Origin of the sequence: Burkholderia sp. AU45251, from assembly GCF_030482905.1 — a bacterium.
Classification (GTDB): domain Bacteria; phylum Pseudomonadota; class Gammaproteobacteria; order Burkholderiales; family Burkholderiaceae; genus Burkholderia; species Burkholderia aenigmatica.
Genome location: NZ_JAUJQH010000010.1, coordinates 142,476 through 161,636 on the forward strand (window position 1 = coordinate 142,476; position 19,161 = coordinate 161,636).

Here is a 19,161-nt window from a genome sequence, read left to right on the forward strand (position 1 = left end):
CGCACGGGTGGCCTTGCGTGCGTCGAGCAGTCGCGCTGGGTGCTCAGCACTCACCCTTCTTCGCGTGTCCCGGCGGGCAGTGATAGCCGCGATCGTCGTGACCGTGATGACGCTCGTGGTCGTCCCACTCGCGACGTTCCCAGTAGCGGTGGCCGTCCCAGTAGCGGTCGCCATGCCAGCCGACGATCACGGCGGGCGCCGGGGCGACCACGACGGGCGCAGGTGCGACGATGACCGGTGCGGGCGTGCCGATGTTGACGTCGACGTTGACGGCGTGGGCGAGGCCGGATAGCGAAAGGCCGAGGCCGGCGAAGGCAAGGGCGATCAGCGAGCGTTGCATGTTTTTTTCCGTGATGTCGTTGTAAGAGGCCGGCGCGACGCGATGGAAGCGAGGGGGACCGTTCCACCGGGGGGAACGCCGCACCGACACATGCAGTGTGCTGGTGCGCGACGGAAAAGGCGAGGCGGGTTTGTTACGGCGGATTGGCGGCCGGCAGGCGCGGGGTACGGGCGCCGGGGCGCGTCATTTGACAATGGCGGCCCGCACGTGCGGATGATGTGGCGCGCGTCGCACGGCACCGGCTGCGCGGATTTGACATTCGGCGGCGCGAGGGCACCAAGCGCGATTAATGGCGCGTTACAAAGTGACACGCGGCAGGTGGCGAGATCGCCATGCCTGCCGCGCGGGGAGCAGTACGCCGGCCCGTTGGGCCGGCGGGCGTCACGGATGAGTTACAGATAGAACATCCGGTCTTCTTCGGGGCGCGGCGGATGGCCTTCATCGTCCGAACCTTCTTCCTCGCCGCTGTCCTCGTAGAACGCGAGCACCGCGTCGAGCACCTGGTCGGGATCGTCGATCACCTGCATCAGATTCATGTCTTCCGGATTGATGAGGCCCATCGGAATCAGCTGATCGCGGAACCATTGCAGCAGCCCCTTCCAGAACTCGCTGCCGACGAGGATGATCGGCACGAGGCGCGACTTCTTCGTCTGGATCAGCGTGAGCACTTCGGACAGCTCGTCGAGCGTGCCGAAGCCGCCCGGCATCACGATCACCGCATCCGAATTCTTCACGAACGTGACCTTGCGCGTGAAGAAGTGGCGGAAGCGCAGCGAGATGTCCTGGTAGTGGTTGCCGGCCTGCTCGTGCGGCAGCTCGATATTCAGGCCGACCGACGGCGCCTTGCCGGCGTGCGCACCCTTGTTCGCGGCTTCCATGATGCCGGGGCCGCCGCCGGAGATCACGGCGAAGCCGGCGTCGGACAGCTTGCGCGCGATCTGCGCGGCGAGCTTGTAGTGCGGCGTATCGGGCTTGAGGCGGGCAGAACCGTAGATGCTGACAGCCGGGCGGATCTCCGACAGGTACTCGGTCGCCTCGATAAACTCTGCCATAATCGTGAACATCTGCCACGATGCGCGCGCCTTCTTGGCCGTCGCGCGTTCTTGATCTGCGAGCGAACGCAGACTCGGAATCACTTTTCTCTTGTTCATAATGCCTGAAGAACGAAATCTGGAAGGTAAGACCCTGCTATTGGTTGACGGTTCGAGCTATCTGTATCGGGCTTACCATGCGATGCCTGATTTGCGTGGCCCTGGCGGGGAGCCGACCGGAGCGCTCTACGGAATCATCAACATGCTGCGCCGTATGCGCAAGGAAGTCAGTGCAGAGTATAGCGCTTGCGTGTTCGATGCAAAGGGCAAGACGTTCCGTGACGACCTTTATGCCGACTATAAGGCAAACCGTCCGTCGATGCCGCCTGACCTCGCATTGCAGGTCGAACCGATCCACGGCGCGGTGCGCGCGCTCGGCTGGCCGCTGCTGATGGTCGAAGGCGTCGAGGCCGACGACGTGATCGGCACGCTCGCCCGCGAAGCCGAGCGGCACGGGATGAACGTGATCGTGTCGACCGGCGACAAGGATCTCGCGCAGCTCGTCACCGACCACGTCACGCTCGTCAACACGATGACCAACGAGACGCTCGACCGCGACGGCGTGATCGCGAAGTTCGGCGTGCCGCCCGAGCGCATCATCGACTACCTCGCACTGATCGGTGACACCGTCGACAACGTGCCGGGCGTCGAGAAGTGCGGGCCGAAGACGGCCGTGAAATGGCTGGCGCAGTACGACAGCCTCGACGGCGTGATCGAGCATGCGGGCGACATCAAGGGCGTGGTCGGCGACAACCTGCGCCGCGCACTCGACTTCCTGCCGCTCGGCCGCACGCTCGTGACCGTCGAGACGGCCTGCAATCTCACGCCGCATCTCGAATCGATCGAAGCATCGTTGAAGACCGACGGCGAAGCGCGCGACCTGATGCGCGACATCTTCGCGCGCTACGGCTTCAAGACCTGGCTGCGCGAAGTCGACAGCGCGCCGGCGGAAGGTGGCGGCGCCGATGCGCCGGAAGGCGAGCCGGCGCCGGTGGTGGCGGCCGACATCGTCCGCGAATACGACACGATCCAGACCTGGGCGCAATTCGACGCGTGGTTCGCGAAGATCGACGCGGCCGCGCTGACCGCGTTCGACACCGAGACGACCTCGCTCGACCCGATGCTCGCGCGGCTCGTCGGCCTGTCGTTCTCGGTCGAGCCGGGCAAGGCGGCCTACCTGCCGGTCGGGCACCGCGGCCCCGACATGCCCGAACAGCTTCCGCTCGACGAAGTGCTCGCGCGTCTGAAGCCGTGGCTCGAATCGGCCGATCGGAAGAAGGTCGGCCAGCACCTGAAATACGACGCGCAGGTGCTCGCGAACTACGACATCGCATTGAACGGCATCGAGCACGACACGCTGCTCGAATCGTACGTGGTCGAATCGCACCGCACGCACGACATGGACAGCCTCGCGCTGCGTCATCTGGGCGTCAAGACGATCAAGTATGAAGACGTGGCCGGCAAGGGCGCGAAGCAGATCGGTTTCGACGAAGTCGCGCTCACGCAGGCCGCCGAATATGCGGCCGAGGATGCGGACATCACGCTGCAGCTGCATCACGCGCTGTATCCGCAGGTGGCGCGCGAACCGGGTCTCGAGCGCGTGTATCGCGAGATCGAGATGCCCGTGTCGCTCGTGCTGCGCAAGATGGAGCGCACGGGCGTACTGATCGACGATGCGCGCCTGCAGGCGCAGAGCACCGAAATCGCGACGCGCCTGATCGAGCTCGAAGCGCAGGCGTACGAACTGGCGGGCGGCGAATTCAATCTCGGCTCACCGAAGCAGATCGGGCAGATCTTCTTCGAAAAGCTGCAGTTGCCGGTCGTGAAAAAGACGCCGAGCGGCGCGCCGTCGACCGACGAAGAAGTGCTGCAGAAGCTGGCCGAGGACTACCCGCTGCCGAAGCTGCTGCTCGAGCATCGCGGGCTGTCGAAGCTGAAGTCGACCTATACCGACAAGCTGCCGCGCATGGTGAACCCGTCGACGGGCCGCGTGCACACGAATTACGCGCAGGCTGTCGCGGTCACGGGCCGCCTGGCGTCGAACGATCCGAATCTTCAGAACATTCCGGTGCGCACGGCCGAAGGCCGGCGGATCCGCGAGGCGTTCATCGCGTCGCCGGGCCACCGGATCGTGTCGGCCGATTATTCGCAGATCGAACTGCGGATCATGGCGCACATCTCGGGCGACGCGTCGCTGCTGCGCGCGTTCTCGCAGGGCGAGGACATCCACCGCGCAACGGCCGCCGAGGTGTTCGGGGTGACGCCGCTGGAGGTCAATTCCGACCAGCGCCGGATCGCGAAAGTGATCAACTTCGGGCTCATCTACGGGATGAGCGCGTTCGGGCTCGCGTCGAACCTCGGTATCACGCGCGATGCGGCGAAGCTCTATATCGACCGCTATTTCGCCCGTTATCCGGGCGTTGCGCAGTACATGGAAGACACGCGCTCGGTTGCGAAGGAGAAGGGCTACGTCGAAACCGTTTTCGGTCGCCGCCTGTGGCTGCCCGAGATCAACGGCGGCAACGGCCCGCGCCGCCAGGCGGCCGAGCGCGCGGCGATCAATGCGCCGATGCAGGGCACCGCGGCCGACCTGATCAAGCTGTCGATGATCGCGGTGGACGACTGGCTCACCCGCGACAAGCTTGCCTCGCGGATGATCATGCAGGTGCACGATGAGCTGGTGCTCGAGGTACCCGACGGCGAACTGTCGCTGGTACGCGAGAAACTGCCGGAAATGATGTGTGGCGTGGCGAAGCTGAAGGTGCCGCTCGTTGCCGAAGTGGGTGCCGGCGCGAACTGGGAAGAGGCACACTGACGCACCGCCGCGCGGTTCCCGATTCCTGCGGCATATTGTTGCAGGGATGCTGAATATCGAGATGGTTTGCTTGTGGTCAACGCGCAAGCTCCCGGACAATGCATGTCATTGACGCGGGGGCGGCGCGCCCCGCGTTCCGGGGGCGGACGCATCGAAGTGCTTCGAACTGCACATCGATGATGTCCGAACCGGTTAATCCACCGGGTGGCGCGAATGCATCGCGTTCGCACTGTCCGGCGGCAGCAGTTTCGAATCGCAAAGGGGGAACAGATGCATCGGATCATCATCGTAGGCGGAGGCGCGGGCGGCCTGGAACTGGCGACGCGGCTCGGCGACCGTTACGGCGCGCGCGGCAATCGTTCCGCGCGTGCGCTTGTCACGCTCGTCGACCGCAATCCGACCCACATCTGGAAACCGCTGCTGCACGAGGTCGCGGCCGGCAGCATGGATCCGTTCACGCAGGAGCTCGAATATGCGGCGCAGGCGCGCTGGCATGGCTTCGAGTTCCAGCAGGGCGGGCTGACCGGGCTCGACCGCGCGGCGAAGCGCATCACGCTCTCGCCGGTCAACGACAGCGACGGCGAGGAGCTGTTGCCGGCGCGCGAGCTGGAATACGACACGCTCGTGATCGCGATCGGCAGCACGACTCACTTCTTCGGTGTGCAGGGTGCATCGGAAAACGCGATCGCGCTCGATACCGTTGGCGAGGCCGAGCGCTTCCGCAAGCGGCTGATCGCCGCGTGCATGCGCGCCGAGCACCAGGCGCCGGCGCCGACCGCGCCGGGTGAGGCGGCCGAGCCGCGCATCCAGGTCGCGATCGTCGGCGGCGGCGCGACCGGCGTCGAGCTGTCTGCCGAACTGCGCAACACCGCGCAGGTGTTGTCGGCCTACGGGCTGCACAAGCTCGACCCGCGGCACGACGTCGGCATCGTGCTGATCGAATCGGGGCCGCGGATCCTCCCGGCGTTGCCGGAGCGCGTGTCGTCGGCGACGGCCGAACTGCTCGAAAAGATCGGCGTGCGGCTGATGCTCGCCGAGCGCGTGACCGAGGTGGCGCCCGGGGCCGTCCATATGGCGAGCGGCAAGACGGTGCGCGCCGACCTGACGGTCTGGGCCGCCGGCATCAAGGCGCCGTCCGTGCTCGCCAATCTCGATGGTCTCCAGGTCAACAAGCTCGGCCAGCTCGACGTGCGCCGTACGCTGCAGACCTTCACCGACGACAACGTGTTCGCGCTCGGCGATTGCGCGGCATGCGCGTGGCCCGGCAACGAGCGCAATGTGCCGCCGCGTGCACAGGCCGCGCACCAGCAGGCCAACTTCCTGCTGAAGGCAATCGGCTGCCGGCTCGACGGGCGCCCGCTGCCGGAATTCACGTATCGCGACCTCGGCTCGCTCGTGTCGCTCGGCCATTTCAGCGCGGTCGGCAACCTGATGGGCGGGCTGATCGGCGGCAACATGCTGATCGAAGGGCTGTTCGCACGCTTCATGTACATGTCGCTGTACCGGATGCACATCGCCGCGCTGCACGGCTATCCGAGGATGATGCTCGACACGGTCGCGCACTGGCTGCGGCGCACGACGCTGCCGCGCGTCAAGCTGCACTGAGCGCGCGTTCGCGCGGGGAGCGGGCGGGGACTGCGCACGTCGTGCGTGGTCTCCGCCCGTTGTCTTTTTGCGGGCGGCAGCGCTTGCGTGCGTTCGACGAGCCTGATCGACCGCGTGTTTTTCGTTTCAATTCGCAAGTATCCGTGCGCCCAACGGCGATCGACATGCGGCTTGCTACATCGCGATTCGACGAGCCGCCAGCGGGTTTTCGGGCGACGATCGACGTGTCGAATCGACGCGTCGTAATTGAGTCTTACATATCTGACAGTTGACGCGACAACGGATTATTGGGCATCGTGTCCGGGTTTCCGTTTGCGGCGATGTGCCAATCGCCGCGACATCCGCGCCGCCCGCCGGCGCGATGCCCCGTCATGCCGTGTCCGTGATCGTGACGGCGGCGCCCAATCGAGGAGTGCAATTCATGTTGAAACCCGAAGTCGACAGCCTGGTTCCCCACGTTCCGTTCTCGCGCCGCAAGTTCATGCAGGCCGCGCTGGGCGGGGCCTTCGCGGCGGCTGTACTGCCCGTGTCGGCGCAGACGGTCACGACCGACAGCGAAGGGCTGGACGTCGACACCGTCGAGATCCGCTCGGGCGACTCGAGCGTGCCCGCGTATCGCGCGCAGCCGAAGGACAAGACGAACCTGCCGGTCGTCGTCGTGATTCACGAGATCTTCGGCGTGCACGCGCACATTGCCGATGTCTGCCGCCGCTTCGCGAAGCTCGGTTATCTCGCGATCGCGCCCGACCTGTTTGCGCGGCAGGGCAATGCGGCGAAGTACCCGACGATCAAGGAACTCGACGAGCACATCATCAGCAAGGTGCCGGACCGGCAAGTTTCCGAGGATCTCGATGCGACCGTCGCGTGGGCCGGCAAGAACGGCGGCGACCTGTCGCGTCTCGGCGTGGTCGGGTTCTGCTGGGGTGGCCGTCAGAGCTGGCTGTATGCGGAGCACAACCCGCATGTGCGGGCGGCCGTTGCATGGTACGGGTTCGTCGAAGGCAAGACCGACGAGATGACGCCGTTCAACCCGGTCGATCATGCATCGCTGCTGAAGGTGCCGGTGCTCGGGTTGTATGGCGAGAAGGACACGAACATCACGCAGGCGTCGCTCGCGGACATGCGCAAGGCGATCCAGGCGAGCGATTCGAAGCTCGCGCGCGAATCGGAGATCGTCGTGTATCCGGATGCCGGCCATGCGTTCTTTGCCGATTACCGGCCGAGCTATGTGAAGGCCGATGCGGAGGAGAGCTGGAAGCGCGCGATCGCGTGGCTCCGCAAGTACGGCGTGATGTAAACGGCAAGCGGCGGCACATGCCGCCGCTTCGTTGCGCCTGCGTCGTGCGGGTGCTTACGGTGTCGGGCCGGTTGCGATCGGTCGCGACGGGTCGGCGCTCCATTCGCTCCACGAGCCCGGATACAGCGACGCGCCGTGCAGGCCCGCAACCTCCAGCGCAAGCGCGTTGTGACATGCGGTGACACCGGAGCCGCATTGCAGGATCACGCGGTTCGGTTCGGTGCCCGCCAGCACGGCGGAAAATGCCTCGCGCAGTTCATGGCCGGTCTTGAAGCGGCCGTCGGCGGTCAGGTTGTCCTTGAAGAAGCGGTTGCGCGCGCCGGGGATGTGGCCGCCCACACGATCGATCGTTTCATTTTCGCCGCGGTAGCGATCGGGTGCGCGTGCATCGATCACGACGCGCGTGGGTGCGTTCACGTTGGCGAGCACGGCGGCCGCATCGACCGTCGATTCGAGCGGCGCGGCCGCGCGGAAATCGCCGGCGGCCGGATGCGGCACGTCGGTTGCCAGCGGCTGGCCGGCTGCTTCCCAGGCCTGCAGGCCGCCATCGAGCACGGCGACCGAATCGTGGCCGAGCCAGCGCAGCAGCCACCACAGGCGCGCCGCATAGGCGCCGCCTTGCGCGTCGTACGCGACGACCTGCTGGCCCTGCTTGAGGCCGCGGCTCGCGAGCAGCGTGGCGAGTGCGTCGCGGGTCGGCAGTGGATGGCGACCGTTGGTGCCCGTCTTGCGGCCCGACAGATCGCGGTCGAGATGGAGGTATTGGGCGCCGGGGAGATGGCCGGCTGCATACGCGGCTTCGCCGGCGGCGGGATCGACGAGATCGAAGCGGCAGTCGAACAGCGCAACGCTGCCGGGCGCCGCCGCCAGGCGCTCGGCGAGATTGGCGGCGGAGATGAGCGTGGTGTAGTGGGTATGTGGCATGACGGCTCCCTGGAGTGCGAATGGCCTGACATTCCAAGTCTAAACAAAAAAAGACGGGCCGAAGCCCGTCTTTTCGTCTGCCGGATGCCGGGCGGCGTCAAAGCGCCGCACCTGCCGTCAGATATCGCCGAGGTGGCGGCGCAGGAACTCGTGAAAGTGCTGCATGCCGTCTTCCATCGGGCTCTGGTACGGGCCGACCTGCGACTCGCCGCGTGCCATCAGCGCACGGCGGCCCGCGTCCATCCGCATCGCGATCTCGTCGTCCTCGACGGCCGTTTCCATATAGGCGGCGCGTTCGGCCTCGACGAATTCGCGTTCGAACAGCGCGATTTCCTCGGGGTAATAGAACTCGACGATGTTGGTCGTCTTCTGCGGGCCCTGCGGAATCAGCCACGACACGACGAGCACGTGCGGATACCACTCGATCATCAGGCCCGGGTAGTAGACCATCCAGATCGCGCCGAACTCCGGCGGCACGCCGTTACGGAACTTCAGCACCTGCTCGTGCCATTTCTGGTAAGTCGCGCTGCCCGGTTTCGCGAGGGCGTTGTGCACGCCGACCGTCTGCACGCTGTACCAGTCGCCGAACTCCCACTTGAGGTCGTCGCACGACACGAAGCTGCCGAGGCCCGGATGGAACGGGACGACGTGGTAATCCTCGAGGTAGACCTCGATGAACGTCTTCCAGTTGTAATCGCACTCGTGCACTTCGACGTGATCGAAGTGGTACTCGGAGAAGTCGAAGTGATGCTTCGTGCCGAGGTTGGCGAGGTCGCGCGCGACATGCCGCCCTTCGGCCTCGAACAGCAACCCCTGCCAGTTCTGCAGCGGGCTCTTGCCGAGGTTCAGGCAGGGCTTGTCGGGGAAGTGCGGCGCGCCGAGCAGCTCGCCTTCCAGATCGTACGTCCAGCGGTGCAGTGGACACACGATGTTCTGCGTGTGGCCGCGCCCGTTGAGCATGATCGCCTGCCGGTGGCGGCAGACATTCGACAGCAGTTCGATCTGATTCGCCTGGTTGCGAACCAGCACGCGGCCTTCCTTCTCGGACGGCAACGCAAAATAATCCCCCGCCTCGGGCACCATCAACTCGTGCCCGACGTAACGAGGTCCTTTCTTGAAGAGGGTTTCGATCTCGCGCTCGAGTAGCGCCTCATCGAAGTATGCAGTGACTGGAAGCTGGCTGTGAGCCGACTTCAACTGAAGCGCATCGCTCAGATTGGACATTCCCACTCCCGGTGTTAGCGTGAAAGCAGTGAACAACCCAACCATCGAAAAATCGATTTAGGGAAACGGGGAATTATACCCGGTTCGCCTCGCAAGGCTAGGATTAAGTGCCTGATTTGTGTCAATTTTTTGTCGGGCGACAATCGGAGGGCGCACAATGTGTGTCGAAGATGGGGCCGGAATATGTACCCGGGTGCCCACGACGGCAGGTCGGAAAATTCTCTTTTGCCGTAGAATGTCCGACTTGTTTTGAAATTTGACACCCTCGTCCATGGCGAAAACCGCATCCCCAGGCGCCACGCCGCCCGGCAATGGCACCGAACCGTTGCCGGACAATTATGAGATGGCGCTCGCGGAACTCGAGACGCTGGTTGCCCGGATGGAAGGCGGCGCGTTGAGCCTCGAGGATTCACTGGCGGCGTATCGCCGCGGTGCGACCCTCGTTGCGTTTTGCCAACAGCAGCTTGAGAAAGTGGAGCAGCAGGTTCGCGTGCTCGACGGCGCGACGCTGAAGCCGCTTTCGTCCGGAACGGCCGCCACGGACGGCGAAGACGACGATCTATGACATTCGAACAATGGATGCGGTCCGTGCTTGACCGCGTCGAGGACGCACTCGGCCACTATCTGCCCGCTGAAACCGCGATGCCGGCGACACTTCACGAGGCGATGCGTTATGCGGTCCTCGGCGGCGGCAAACGCGTTCGCCCGCTGCTGTGCCATGCAGCAGGCGAACTGACCGGCGCGACGGAAGCGGCGCGTAATGCGGCGGCAGCGGCACTGGAGATGATCCACGTCTACTCGCTCGTGCACGACGACATGCCGTGCATGGACGACGACGCGCTGCGTCGCGGCAAGCCCACCGTGCACGTGCAGTACGACGAGCCGACGGCACTGCTGGTCGGCGACGCGCTGCAGTCGCAGGCGTTCGTTGCGCTGACCGATGCCGCGGCGCTGTCGCCGGTGCAGCAGGCCGCGCTCGTGCGCGAACTGGCGCTGGCGAGCGGCTCGATCGGCATGGCCGGCGGGCAGGCGATCGACCTGGCGAGCGTCGGCCTCAAGCTGACGCGCGACCAGCTCGAGACGATGCACCGGATGAAGACGGGCGCATTGTTGCGCGCGGCCGTGCGGATGGGCGCGCTGGCCGGCGAGACGCCGTCCGCGGAAACGATGGCGGCGCTCGATGTGTACGCGGGGGCTGTGGGTCTGGCCTTCCAGGTCGTCGACGACATTCTCGACGTCACGACCGATTCGGCGACGCTCGGCAAGACGGCCGGCAAGGACGCGGCGAACGACAAGCCGACCTATGTATCGATCCTCGGCCTCGAGGCGTCGCGTGAGCTCGCAGCGCAACTGCGCGCCGAAGCGCACGACGCGCTGAAACCGTTCGGCGCACGCGCACAGCGTCTCGCCGAACTTGCCGACCTGGTGGTGAACCGGGTCAGCTGACGCGAAAGCCCGCCGCCGCGCACACGCTACGGTGCGTGCAACAGAATGCGGGCGCGTTTGATTTCCTACAATGGAACGACGATGTACGACTTGCTGAAAACCATCGACGACCCGGCGGATTTGCGCCGCCTCGATCGTCGCCAACTTCAACCGCTCGCGGATGAACTGCGCGCGTTCGTGCTCGACAGTGTGTCGAAGACGGGCGGCCATTTGTCGTCCAACCTCGGGACGGTCGAGCTGACGATCGCGTTGCACTACGTGTTCAACACGCCGAACGATCGCATCGTCTGGGATGTGGGCCACCAGACCTATCCGCACAAGATCCTGACGGGCCGCCGCGACCAGATGCATTCGCTGCGCCAGCAGGACGGCATCTCGGGCTTCCCGCGCCGCAGCGAATCCGAATACGACACGTTCGGCACCGCGCACTCGAGCACGTCGATCTCGGCCGCACTCGGCATGGCGATCGGCAGCCAGTTGAACGGTGACGACCGCTTCTCGATCGCCGTGATCGGCGACGGTGCGATGACGGCCGGCATGGCGTTCGAGGCGATGAACAATGCAGGCGTGTCGGAAGATGCGAAGCTGCTCGTGATCCTGAACGACAACGACATGTCGATTTCGCCGCCGGTCGGCGCGCTGAATCGCCATCTCGCCCGCCTGATGTCGGGCCGCTTCTATGCGGCTGCGCGCGCGGGCGTCGAGCGCGTGTTGAGCGTTGCGCCGCCGGTGCTCGAACTCGCGCGCAAGCTCGAGGAGCACGCGAAGGGCATGGTCGTGCCGGCCACGCTGTTCGAGGAGTTCGGCTTCAACTACATCGGCCCGATCGACGGTCACGATCTCGATTCGCTGATCCCGACGCTGCAGAACATCCGCGAACTGCGCGGCCCGCAGTTCCTGCACGTGGTCACGAAGAAAGGCCAGGGCTACAAGCTCGCCGAAGCGGATCCCGTGCTGTACCACGGTCCCGGCAAGTTCAACCCGGCCGAAGGCATCAAGCCGTCGACCGCACCCGCGAAGAAGACGTACACGCAGGTGTTCGGCGAGTGGCTGTGCGATGAAGCCGAGCGCGATACGCGCGTCGTCGGCATCACGCCCGCGATGCGCGAAGGTTCGGGCATGGTCGAGTTCGAGAAGCGTTTCAAGGATCGCTACTACGACGTCGGCATCGCCGAGCAGCACGCGGTGACGTTCGCGGGCGGCATGGCAACCGAAGGCCTCAAGCCCGTCGTCGCGATCTACTCGACGTTCCTGCAGCGTGCTTACGATCAACTGATCCACGACGTCGCGCTGCAGAACCTCCCGGTCGTGTTTGCAATCGACCGTGCAGGCCTCGTCGGCGCGGACGGCGCGACGCACGCGGGCGCGTACGATCTCGCGTTCATGCGCTGCATCCCGAACATGACGATCATGGCTGCGTCCGACGAGAACGAATGCCGCCAGATGCTGCACACGGCGCTGCAGCAGCCGAACCCGACCGCGGTGCGCTATCCGCGCGGCGCGGGCACGGGCGTGGCGACGGTGAAGGAATTCACCGAAATCCCGCTCGGCAAGGGTGAAGTGCGTCGCCAGACGTCGCAGCCGGAAGGCAAGCGCGTCGCAATCCTCGCGTTCGGCACGATGGTCGCACCGTCGCTCGCCGCAGCCGAGGAACTCGATGCAACCGTCGCGAACATGCGCTTCGTGAAGCCGGTCGATGCGGCGCTCGTGCGTGAACTCGCCGAGACGCACGACTACCTCGTCACGGTCGAGGAAGGTTGCGTGATGGGTGGCGCGGGCTCGGCCTGCGTGGAAGCCCTGATGGAGAGTGGGGTTATCCGACCCGTACTACAATTGGGCCTCCCTGACCTGTTCATCGATCACGGCGACCCCGCGAAGCTGCTGTCGCAATGCGGCCTCGACGGCGCGGGTATCGCGAAATCGATTCGCGAACGCTTTCTGAATCCGGCGGCCGACGTCGCCGGTCAGGCGAAGCGCGTCGCATAAGCTGGCGCCGCCCGCGGGCGGCGTCGGTGCGACTGGCGCAACCGGTCTTCATTGATGCGGAAAACATGGGCCTGCGGGCCCATGTTGCTTTTCCGGCTGCCGCATGATGCGGCGTGCGCGTCGTCGAACGCGCGGCTTACAAGGATTGAACAAGATGAACCAGATGAATCCCGCCTTCGTGATGCCCGACGTGCAGAGCACGGTGGATACCCGTCAGATTCCGATTCAGCGCGTGGGCGTGAAGGCGGTCCGGCACCCGTTGACGGTGTGTACCGAAAGCGGCGACGTGCAGCCGACCGTCGGTGTCTGGAACCTCGACGTCCGCCTGCCGGCCGACCAGAAGGGCACGCACATGTCGCGTTTCGTCGCGCTGCTCGAAGAGAACCGCGCACCGCTGACGGTCGAGCGTTTTCGCACGATGCTCGCGTCGATGCTCGAGAAGCTGGAAGCCGAGGCCGGCCGCATCGAGGTCACGTTCCCGTACTTCGTGAACAAGACGGCGCCGGTGTCGGGCGTGCAGAGCCTGCTCGACTATGAAGTGACGCTCGCGGGCGAAAGCCGCAACGGCGACACGCGTCTGTTCCTGAAGGTGCTGGTGCCGGTGACGAGCCTGTGCCCGTGCTCGAAGAAGATCTCGCAGTACGGCGCGCACAACCAGCGCTCGCACGTGACGATCGACGCGGAGCTCGCAGCCGACCTGCCGGTCGAGGCGCTGATCCGCATCGCTGAGGAAGAGGCATCGTGCGAGCTGTGGGGCCTGCTGAAGCGTCCGGACGAGAAGTTCGTCACCGAGCGTGCGTACGAGAATCCGAAGTTCGTCGAGGATCTCGTGCGCGACGTCGCGCAGCGTCTCGATGCGGACGAGCGCGTGGCGGCTTACGTGCTCGAAGCCGAGAACTTCGAGTCGATCCACAATCACAGCGCGTATGCGCTGATCGAACGCGACAAGCGGCAGGCAGCATAACGCCGCGGCGTTTTGTCACGCCGATGAACAAGGCCGCTCGAATGAGCGGCCTTTTTGTTTGCCGGTGCGACCTTGCGTCGCACGGTGCGGCTCAGCGTGCGAGCGACGCGAGATCCCAGCGCGGCTTCACCGTGAATGCGTAGTCGGCATTCGCCTGCTCGGGCCAGCGGCCGAGCCGCAATGCGCCCGCGAGTGCGATCATCGCGCCGTTGTCGGTGCAGAGTGCAAGATCGGGGTAGTGCACGTCGAAACCGTGCTTGGCCGCGGCGGCCGACAGCGCGGCGCGCAACTGGCGGTTCGCGCCGACGCCGCCCGCGACCACGAGGCGCTTGAGCTTGGTCTTCTTCAGCGCGGCGAGCGACTTGGCGACGAGCACGTCGACGGCCGCGTCGACGAAGCCGCGTGCAAGGTCGGCCTTCGCGCGTTCGAGCGCTTCGCCTTCCAGCTTCGCCGCTTCGAACTTCTTCATCTGCGTGAGCACGGCCGTCTTCAGGCCGCTGAAGCTGAAGTCGAGGTCGCCCGAATGCAGCATCGGACGCGGCAGCACGACCGCGCCCGGCGTGCCGGTTTCGGCGAGCTTCGATACTTCCGGGCCGCCCGGGTAGCCGAGGCCGATCAGCTTCGCCGTCTTGTCGAATGCTTCGCCGGCCGCATCGTCGAGCGTCTCACCGAGCGTCTCGTACACGCCGACGTCGGTCACGCGCATCAGTTGCGTGTGACCGCCGGACACCAGCAGCGCGACGAACGGGAACGGCGGCGGCTCGTCGACGAGCAGCGGCGACAGCAGGTGGCCTTCGAGGTGATGGATGCCGACGGTCGGCTTGTTCCAGGCGAGCGCGAGCGCATTCGCGATGCTCGCGCCGACCAGCAGCGCGCCGGCGAGACCGGGGCCCTGCGTGAACGCGATCGCGTCGATGTCGTCGCGGCGCGTGCCGCTTTGCGCCATCACTTCCTCGAGCAGCGGCAGTGCGCGGCGGATGTGGTCGCGCGACGCGAGCTCGGGCACGACGCCGCCGTACTCGCGGTGCATGGCGATCTGCGAGTGGAGCGCGTGCGCGAGCAGGCCGCGCTGCGTGTCGTAGAGCGCGAGGCCGGTTTCGTCACAGGAGCTTTCGATGCCGAGAACGAGCATGGGTGCGGGCAGGGCGCGCCGTATCGGACGCGCCGCAGGAAGGTCAACGTAACCGGAAATTATAGCAGGCGAGGGCCTGCCCCCGCTGGCGGCGGCCCGGGCTCGATGCCGGGCAGGTACAATCCGCGCCATGGAAACTTATGATATCGCCGTGATCGGCGCGGGCGCGGCAGGGATGATGAGCGCCGCGGTTGCCGGGCAGCTCGGCCGCCGCGTCGTGCTGATCGATCACGCGCCGCGGCTCGCCGAGAAGATCCGCATCTCGGGCGGCGGCCGCTGCAACTTCACGAACCTGTACGCCGGCCCCGACAACTATCTGTCGTCGAATCCGCATTTCGCGCGCTCGGCCCTGGCGCGCTATACGCCGCGCGATTTCCTCGGGCTGCTCAAGCGTCATCATGTGACCTGGCACGAAAAGCACAAGGGCCAGCTCTTTTGCGATCACGGCAGCGACGCGGTCATCGACGTGCTGAAGCACGAGTGCGATGCGGGCGGCATTGCGTGGCGCCGGCCGGTCGTCGTCGACGCGGTGCGCCACGCGCCGGCCGACGGCTTCATGCTCGACACGCAGCAGGCGGGGACGATCGGTGCGCGCGCACTGATCGTCGCGACCGGCGGCCTGTCGATCCCGAAGATCGGCGCGACCGACTTCGGCTACCGGCTGGCCAAGCAGTTCGGCCACAAGCTCATCGATACGCGTCCCGCGCTCGTGCCGTTGACGTTCGCGCAGCAGGACTGGGAGCCGTTCGCGGCGTTGTCCGGCGTATCGCTCGAAGTGCGCGTTTCGACCGGCGACAAGAAGCGCGGCGGCGAATTCGTCGAGGATCTGCTGCTGACCCATCGCGGCCTGTCCGGGCCTGGGATCCTGCAGATCTCGAGTTACTGGCAGCCTGGCGACCCGATTCGCGTCGATCTGTTGCCGCAGCGCGACACGGTCGCCGACCTGCTCGACGCGAAGCGCACGTCGAAGCGCCAGATCGGTTCGCTGCTCGCGGACTGGGTGCCGTCGCGCCTCGCGCATGCGTGGCTCGACACGCATCGCGTCGCGGCCGACGCGCGGCTCGCGGACCTGCCGGACAAGACGCTGCGCCAGATCGGCGACGCGCTGTCCGGCTGGACGCTGACGCCAAACGGCACCGAGGGCTACAAGAAGGCCGAAGTGACGAAGGGCGGGGTCGATACGCGCGATCTGTCGTCCGCGACGATGATGAGCACGCGCGTGCCCGGGTTGTTCTTCGTCGGCGAGGCGGTGGACGTGACGGGCTGGCTCGGCGGCTACAACTTTCAGTGGGCGTGGGCGTCCGGCACGGCGGCCGGGCAGGCCGCGGCGGAGTATTCGCGCGGCGCCTGACGGGGCCGGGCTGGCGCCGTTTTGACGGGACCAGGCCCCGTGCCTTTAGGCAATCGCTCTGCTATACTCGGTAGTCTTTCCTTGCAAACCTTTATTCGTGTCGGATCATGACGATCATTCGCGTTAAAGAGAACGAGCCGTTCGAAGTTGCAATGCGTCGCTTCAAGCGCACGATCGAGAAGAACGGTCTGCTGACCGAGCTTCGAGCGCGCGAGTTTTACGAGAAGCCGACCGCGGAGCGCAAACGCAAGAAGGCTGCTGCAGTGAAGCGTCATTACAAGCGTATCCGCAGCCAGACGCTGCCGAAGAAGCTGTACTGAACGATTGGGCGCCGCGCGGTTCGCTGAGCGGCGCACCGGCGACTCCGTGTGATCGTGGAAGATCGAGCATGATCGTGCGACCGATCAGGCGAGCCGCCGATGCCGGATTCGAGCAACCCGCTTGAGACACTGTCCCAAGCGGGTTTTTGTGTTGACGTCCGTTCGCGGGCGTCGAATTCACGTTTCCTTCCCGGGTGAAAGATGAGTTTGAAAGAGCAGATCAGCGAAGACATGAAGGCCGCGATGCGCGCGAAGGAAAGCGAGCGCCTGGCAACGATTCGCCTGCTGATGGCCGCGATCAAGCAGCGCGAAGTCGACGATCAGATCACCCTCGACGACGCGGGCATCACGGCCGTGATCGACAAGATGATCAAGCAGCGCAAGGATTCGATCAGCCAGTTCCAGGCAGCCGCCCGTGACGACCTCGTCGCGAAGGAGCAGGCTGAACTGGTCGTGCTGAGCGGCTATATGCCGGAGCAGTTGTCGGAAGCCGAAGTGGCTGCCGAAGTCCAGGCTGCAGTCGCGCAGACGGGCGCTGCCGGCCCGCAGGACATGGGCAAGGTGATGGGCGTGCTGAAGGGCAAGCTCGCCGGCCGTGCCGACATGACGGCGATTTCCGCGCTGGTCAAGGCCGCGCTGACGAAGTAACCCCTGTTTCCCCGGCGCGCGCAGTGCGTGGGCCGGGGTGTCGTATTGTCTTTTTTTCGCTCGATCCCACGGTGATTCCGCATTCGTTCCTGCAGGACTTGCTGAACCGCGTCGATATCGTCGACGTGGTGGGTCGGTACGTGCAGCTCAAGAAGGGCGGCGCCAACTTCATGGGGCTGTGCCCGTTCCACAACGAGAAGAGCCCGTCGTTTACCGTCAGTCCGACCAAGCAGTTCTATCACTGCTTCGGTTGTGGCGCGCACGGCACGGCGATCGGCTTCCTGATGGAGCACGCGGGGCTTACGTTCCCCGAAGCCGTGCAGGAACTCGCGCAGTCCGTCGGGCTGACCGTGCCGCACGAGCCGTCGATGCGTGGCGGCGGTGGGGGCGGAGGCGGTGGCGGCGACTATCCGGCACCGGTGTCGAAATCGGTCGCGACCGCGTTGTCCGATGCGATGACCGCCGCGTGCGACTACTACCGCAAGCAGTTGCGCGGCGCGACCGTCGCGATCCAGTACCTGAAGAACCGGGGCCTGACCGGCGAGATCGCCGCGCGCTTCGGGCTCGGCTATGCGCCGGACGGCTGGCAGAACCTCGAAGCCGCGTTCCCGGACTATCGCGACGAGTCGCTCGTCGAGTCGGGGCTCGTGATCGTCAGCGAGAAGACCGATGCGCAGGGCGTCGCGCGCCGCTACGACCGGTTCCGCGAGCGGATCATGTTCCCGATCCGCAACGTGAAGGGCCAGGTGATCGGCTTCGGCGGCCGCGTGCTCGGCAGCGGCGAGCCGAAGTACCTGAACTCGCCCGAAACCCCGCTGTTCAACAAGGGCAGCGAGCTGTACGGCCTGTTCGAGGCGCGGCTCGCGATTCGCGAGCGCAAGTACGTGCTGGTCGTCGAAGGCTACATGGACGTCGTCGCGCTCGCGCAGCTCGGGTTCCCGAATGCGGTCGCGACGCTCGGCACCGCGTGCACGCCGATTCACGTGCAGAAGCTGCTGCGCCAGACCGATACGGTCATTTTCAGTTTCGACGGCGATTCGGCCGGGCGGCGGGCGGCCCGGCGTGCGCTCGAGGCCTGCCTGCCGCATGCGGGCGACAACCGCACGATTCGGTTCCTTTTTCTGCCGGCCGAGCACGATCCGGACAGCTATGTACGCGAGTTCGGCGAGGCGGCGTTCTCCGAGCAGGTCGAGCGCGCGATGCCGCTGTCACAATTTCTGCTGAACGAAGCAATTTCCGGCAAGGCGCTCGACCAGCCGGAAGGCCGCGCGAAGGCGCTGTTCGACGCGAAGCCGCTGTTGCAGGCGCTGCCCGCGAACGCGTTGCGCGCGCAGATCATGCACATGTTCGCCGATCGCCTCGACATCCCGTTCGAAGAGGTCGCGGGGCTGTCCGACGTCGATACGCGGATCGCGGCACCGCCGCGCCAGGCGCCCCCGCGCAGCGAGCGGCGCCGCGTGACGGACAGCGAAAAGCGTGCGTTGCGCACGCTGGTGATGCATCCGCGCATCGCGACGCAGCTCGACGACGAGCAACTCGCGACCCTGCGCGCGTTGCCGCGCATCGGCGAACTGTTCGCGGAAGTTGTCGATCACGCGCGCGCGCTGGGCGACGGCGCGGAGTTCCGGCTGCTGTCGGATGTCCTGCGGACGTCCTCGAATGGAGCGACTTACGAGGAAATCTTCCGCGAAATTCTGGACTATGATGAAAACGTCCGCGACTTGCTGTTACAGAATCCGGAAGACGAGACGGTGCCCGAGCGGCAGCGTGAACAGGAACGGATCGCGGGGGAGGAACTGCAGGCGGCGGTACTCAAGATGCGTTACGACGCCTGCTGCGACCGGCTTGACAGGCTGGCGCGGCAATCCACCTTCACACCCGAGGAATTGGCCGAATTGACGGAATTGAACCAGCAGCGAACCGACATGAAGCGTCGGCTCGGGCTGTAGGCGGCCGGAGAGCTTAGAGAGGGCTCCCCAGCGTGCTATAATATAAGGTTTCCAGCGGTTTGTTTTCTA

16 protein-coding genes are annotated in these 19,161 nt (G+C 65.6%); 11 read left to right on the forward strand and 5 right to left on the reverse strand.

Annotation, left to right across the window (positions count from 1 at the left end; genetic code table 11):
* Positions 1-43 precede the first annotated feature (43 nt).
* Together QZM67_RS20890 and QZM67_RS20895 are read right to left on the reverse strand one after the other, a co-directional pair.
* Complete coding sequence (locus QZM67_RS20890; RefSeq protein WP_043177787.1) at positions 44-340, reverse strand: hypothetical protein; 297 nt, start codon at positions 338-340, stop codon at positions 44-46.
* 392 nt (positions 341-732) lie between these two features.
* Entirely contained in the window at positions 733-1,491 is a 759-nt protein-coding gene (locus QZM67_RS20895) for a TIGR00730 family Rossman fold protein (RefSeq protein ID WP_301806289.1), read from the reverse strand.
* Position 1,492: 1 nt separating this feature from the next.
* On the opposite strand from QZM67_RS20895, the gene polA reads away from it, so the two are divergent.
* The 3 genes from polA (at position 1,493) to QZM67_RS20910 (ending at position 7,148) form a co-directional block, all read left to right on the forward strand.
* The gene (polA, locus tag QZM67_RS20900; RefSeq protein ID WP_301806290.1) at positions 1,493-4,246 is read left to right on the forward strand and encodes a DNA polymerase I; all 2,754 of its coding nucleotides are present in this window, start codon (positions 1,493-1,495) and stop codon (positions 4,244-4,246) included.
* A gap of 270 nt (positions 4,247-4,516) precedes the next feature.
* Positions 4,517-5,851: an NAD(P)/FAD-dependent oxidoreductase gene (locus QZM67_RS20905; protein WP_301806291.1), complete on the forward strand. Its 1,335-nt coding sequence runs from the start codon at positions 4,517-4,519 to the stop codon at positions 5,849-5,851.
* A 421-nt stretch (positions 5,852-6,272) separates the two neighbouring features.
* Entirely contained in the window at positions 6,273-7,148 is an 876-nt protein-coding gene (locus QZM67_RS20910) for a dienelactone hydrolase family protein (RefSeq protein ID WP_089453416.1), read from the forward strand.
* 54 nt (positions 7,149-7,202) lie between these two features.
* Here the strand turns inward: QZM67_RS20910 and QZM67_RS20915 are convergent, their stop codons facing one another.
* Both QZM67_RS20915 and QZM67_RS20920 read right to left on the reverse strand, forming a co-directional pair.
* Positions 7,203-8,072, reverse strand: coding sequence for a sulfurtransferase (locus QZM67_RS20915; protein ID WP_301806293.1), 870 nt, complete (start codon positions 8,070-8,072; stop codon positions 7,203-7,205).
* Between the two features lie 117 nt (positions 8,073-8,189).
* On the reverse strand, positions 8,190-9,296 hold the full coding sequence (locus QZM67_RS20920; protein WP_301806295.1) for an aromatic ring-hydroxylating dioxygenase subunit alpha: 1,107 nt from the start codon (positions 9,294-9,296) through the stop codon (positions 8,190-8,192).
* Between the two features lie 271 nt (positions 9,297-9,567).
* Between QZM67_RS20920 and QZM67_RS20925 the strand changes: the two genes are divergently transcribed.
* The 4 genes from QZM67_RS20925 to folE2 all read left to right on the forward strand — a co-directional run bounded on the left by QZM67_RS20925 (position 9,568) and on the right by folE2 (position 13,692).
* A complete protein-coding gene (locus QZM67_RS20925) occupies positions 9,568-9,861 on the forward strand; it encodes an exodeoxyribonuclease VII small subunit (RefSeq protein WP_006479428.1) in 294 nt (97 codons plus the stop codon).
* Complete coding sequence (locus tag QZM67_RS20930; protein WP_301806297.1) at positions 9,858-10,742, forward strand: polyprenyl synthetase family protein; 885 nt, start codon at positions 9,858-9,860, stop codon at positions 10,740-10,742. Before QZM67_RS20925 ends, QZM67_RS20930 begins: the two co-directional genes overlap by 4 nt.
* Before the next feature lie 81 nt (positions 10,743-10,823).
* Positions 10,824-12,728: a 1-deoxy-D-xylulose-5-phosphate synthase gene (gene dxs / locus QZM67_RS20935; protein WP_175022990.1), complete on the forward strand. Its 1,905-nt coding sequence runs from the start codon at positions 10,824-10,826 to the stop codon at positions 12,726-12,728.
* A 154-nt stretch (positions 12,729-12,882) separates the two neighbouring features.
* A complete protein-coding gene (gene folE2, locus QZM67_RS20940; protein ID WP_175022992.1) occupies positions 12,883-13,692 on the forward strand; it encodes a GTP cyclohydrolase FolE2 in 810 nt (269 codons plus the stop codon).
* A 91-nt stretch (positions 13,693-13,783) separates the two neighbouring features.
* On the opposite strand, the gene tsaD is transcribed toward folE2, so the two are convergent.
* Positions 13,784-14,824 (reverse strand): tRNA (adenosine(37)-N6)-threonylcarbamoyltransferase complex transferase subunit TsaD, encoded by a 1,041-nt coding sequence (tsaD, locus tag QZM67_RS20945; protein WP_175840370.1) that lies wholly within the window; start codon positions 14,822-14,824, stop codon positions 13,784-13,786.
* Between the two features lie 130 nt (positions 14,825-14,954).
* On the opposite strand from tsaD, the gene QZM67_RS20950 reads away from it, so the two are divergent.
* From QZM67_RS20950 to dnaG, 4 genes are all read left to right on the forward strand, one after another.
* On the forward strand, positions 14,955-16,175 hold the full coding sequence (locus tag QZM67_RS20950) for an NAD(P)/FAD-dependent oxidoreductase (protein WP_301806304.1): 1,221 nt from the start codon (positions 14,955-14,957) through the stop codon (positions 16,173-16,175).
* Positions 16,176-16,282: 107 nt separating this feature from the next.
* On the forward strand, positions 16,283-16,495 hold the full coding sequence (rpsU, locus tag QZM67_RS20955; protein ID WP_006479415.1) for a 30S ribosomal protein S21: 213 nt from the start codon (positions 16,283-16,285) through the stop codon (positions 16,493-16,495).
* 201 nt (positions 16,496-16,696) lie between these two features.
* Positions 16,697-17,143: a GatB/YqeY domain-containing protein gene (locus tag QZM67_RS20960; RefSeq protein WP_043177763.1), complete on the forward strand. Its 447-nt coding sequence runs from the start codon at positions 16,697-16,699 to the stop codon at positions 17,141-17,143.
* Positions 17,144-17,214: 71 nt separating this feature from the next.
* On the forward strand, positions 17,215-19,092 hold the full coding sequence (dnaG, locus tag QZM67_RS20965) for a DNA primase (RefSeq protein WP_089453413.1): 1,878 nt from the start codon (positions 17,215-17,217) through the stop codon (positions 19,090-19,092).
* The last annotated feature ends 69 nt before the right edge of the window (positions 19,093-19,161 follow it).

What these genes read in the sequence shown, in the direction of transcription:
- QZM67_RS20890 (WP_043177787.1), bottom strand. Translation starts at nt 340, where the DNA reads ATGCAACGCTCGCTGATCGCCCTTGCCTTCGCCGGCCTCGGCCTTTCG.
- QZM67_RS20895 (WP_301806289.1), bottom strand. Translation starts at nt 1,491, where the DNA reads ATGAACAAGAGAAAAGTGATTCCGAGTCTGCGTTCGCTCGCAGATCAA.
- polA (WP_301806290.1), top strand. Translation starts at nt 1,493, where the DNA reads ATGCCTGAAGAACGAAATCTGGAAGGTAAGACCCTGCTATTGGTTGAC.
- QZM67_RS20905 (WP_301806291.1), top strand. Translation starts at nt 4,517, where the DNA reads ATGCATCGGATCATCATCGTAGGCGGAGGCGCGGGCGGCCTGGAACTG.
- QZM67_RS20910 (WP_089453416.1), top strand. Translation starts at nt 6,273, where the DNA reads ATGTTGAAACCCGAAGTCGACAGCCTGGTTCCCCACGTTCCGTTCTCG.
- QZM67_RS20915 (WP_301806293.1), bottom strand. Translation starts at nt 8,072, where the DNA reads ATGCCACATACCCACTACACCACGCTCATCTCCGCCGCCAATCTCGCC.
- QZM67_RS20920 (WP_301806295.1), bottom strand. Translation starts at nt 9,296, where the DNA reads ATGTCCAATCTGAGCGATGCGCTTCAGTTGAAGTCGGCTCACAGCCAG.
- QZM67_RS20925 (WP_006479428.1), top strand. Translation starts at nt 9,568, where the DNA reads ATGGCGAAAACCGCATCCCCAGGCGCCACGCCGCCCGGCAATGGCACC.
- QZM67_RS20930 (WP_301806297.1), top strand. Translation starts at nt 9,858, where the DNA reads ATGACATTCGAACAATGGATGCGGTCCGTGCTTGACCGCGTCGAGGAC.
- dxs (WP_175022990.1), top strand. Translation starts at nt 10,824, where the DNA reads ATGTACGACTTGCTGAAAACCATCGACGACCCGGCGGATTTGCGCCGC.
- folE2 (WP_175022992.1), top strand. Translation starts at nt 12,883, where the DNA reads ATGAACCAGATGAATCCCGCCTTCGTGATGCCCGACGTGCAGAGCACG.
- tsaD (WP_175840370.1), bottom strand. Translation starts at nt 14,824, where the DNA reads ATGCTCGTTCTCGGCATCGAAAGCTCCTGTGACGAAACCGGCCTCGCG.
- QZM67_RS20950 (WP_301806304.1), top strand. Translation starts at nt 14,955, where the DNA reads ATGGAAACTTATGATATCGCCGTGATCGGCGCGGGCGCGGCAGGGATG.
- rpsU (WP_006479415.1), top strand. Translation starts at nt 16,283, where the DNA reads ATGACGATCATTCGCGTTAAAGAGAACGAGCCGTTCGAAGTTGCAATG.
- QZM67_RS20960 (WP_043177763.1), top strand. Translation starts at nt 16,697, where the DNA reads ATGAGTTTGAAAGAGCAGATCAGCGAAGACATGAAGGCCGCGATGCGC.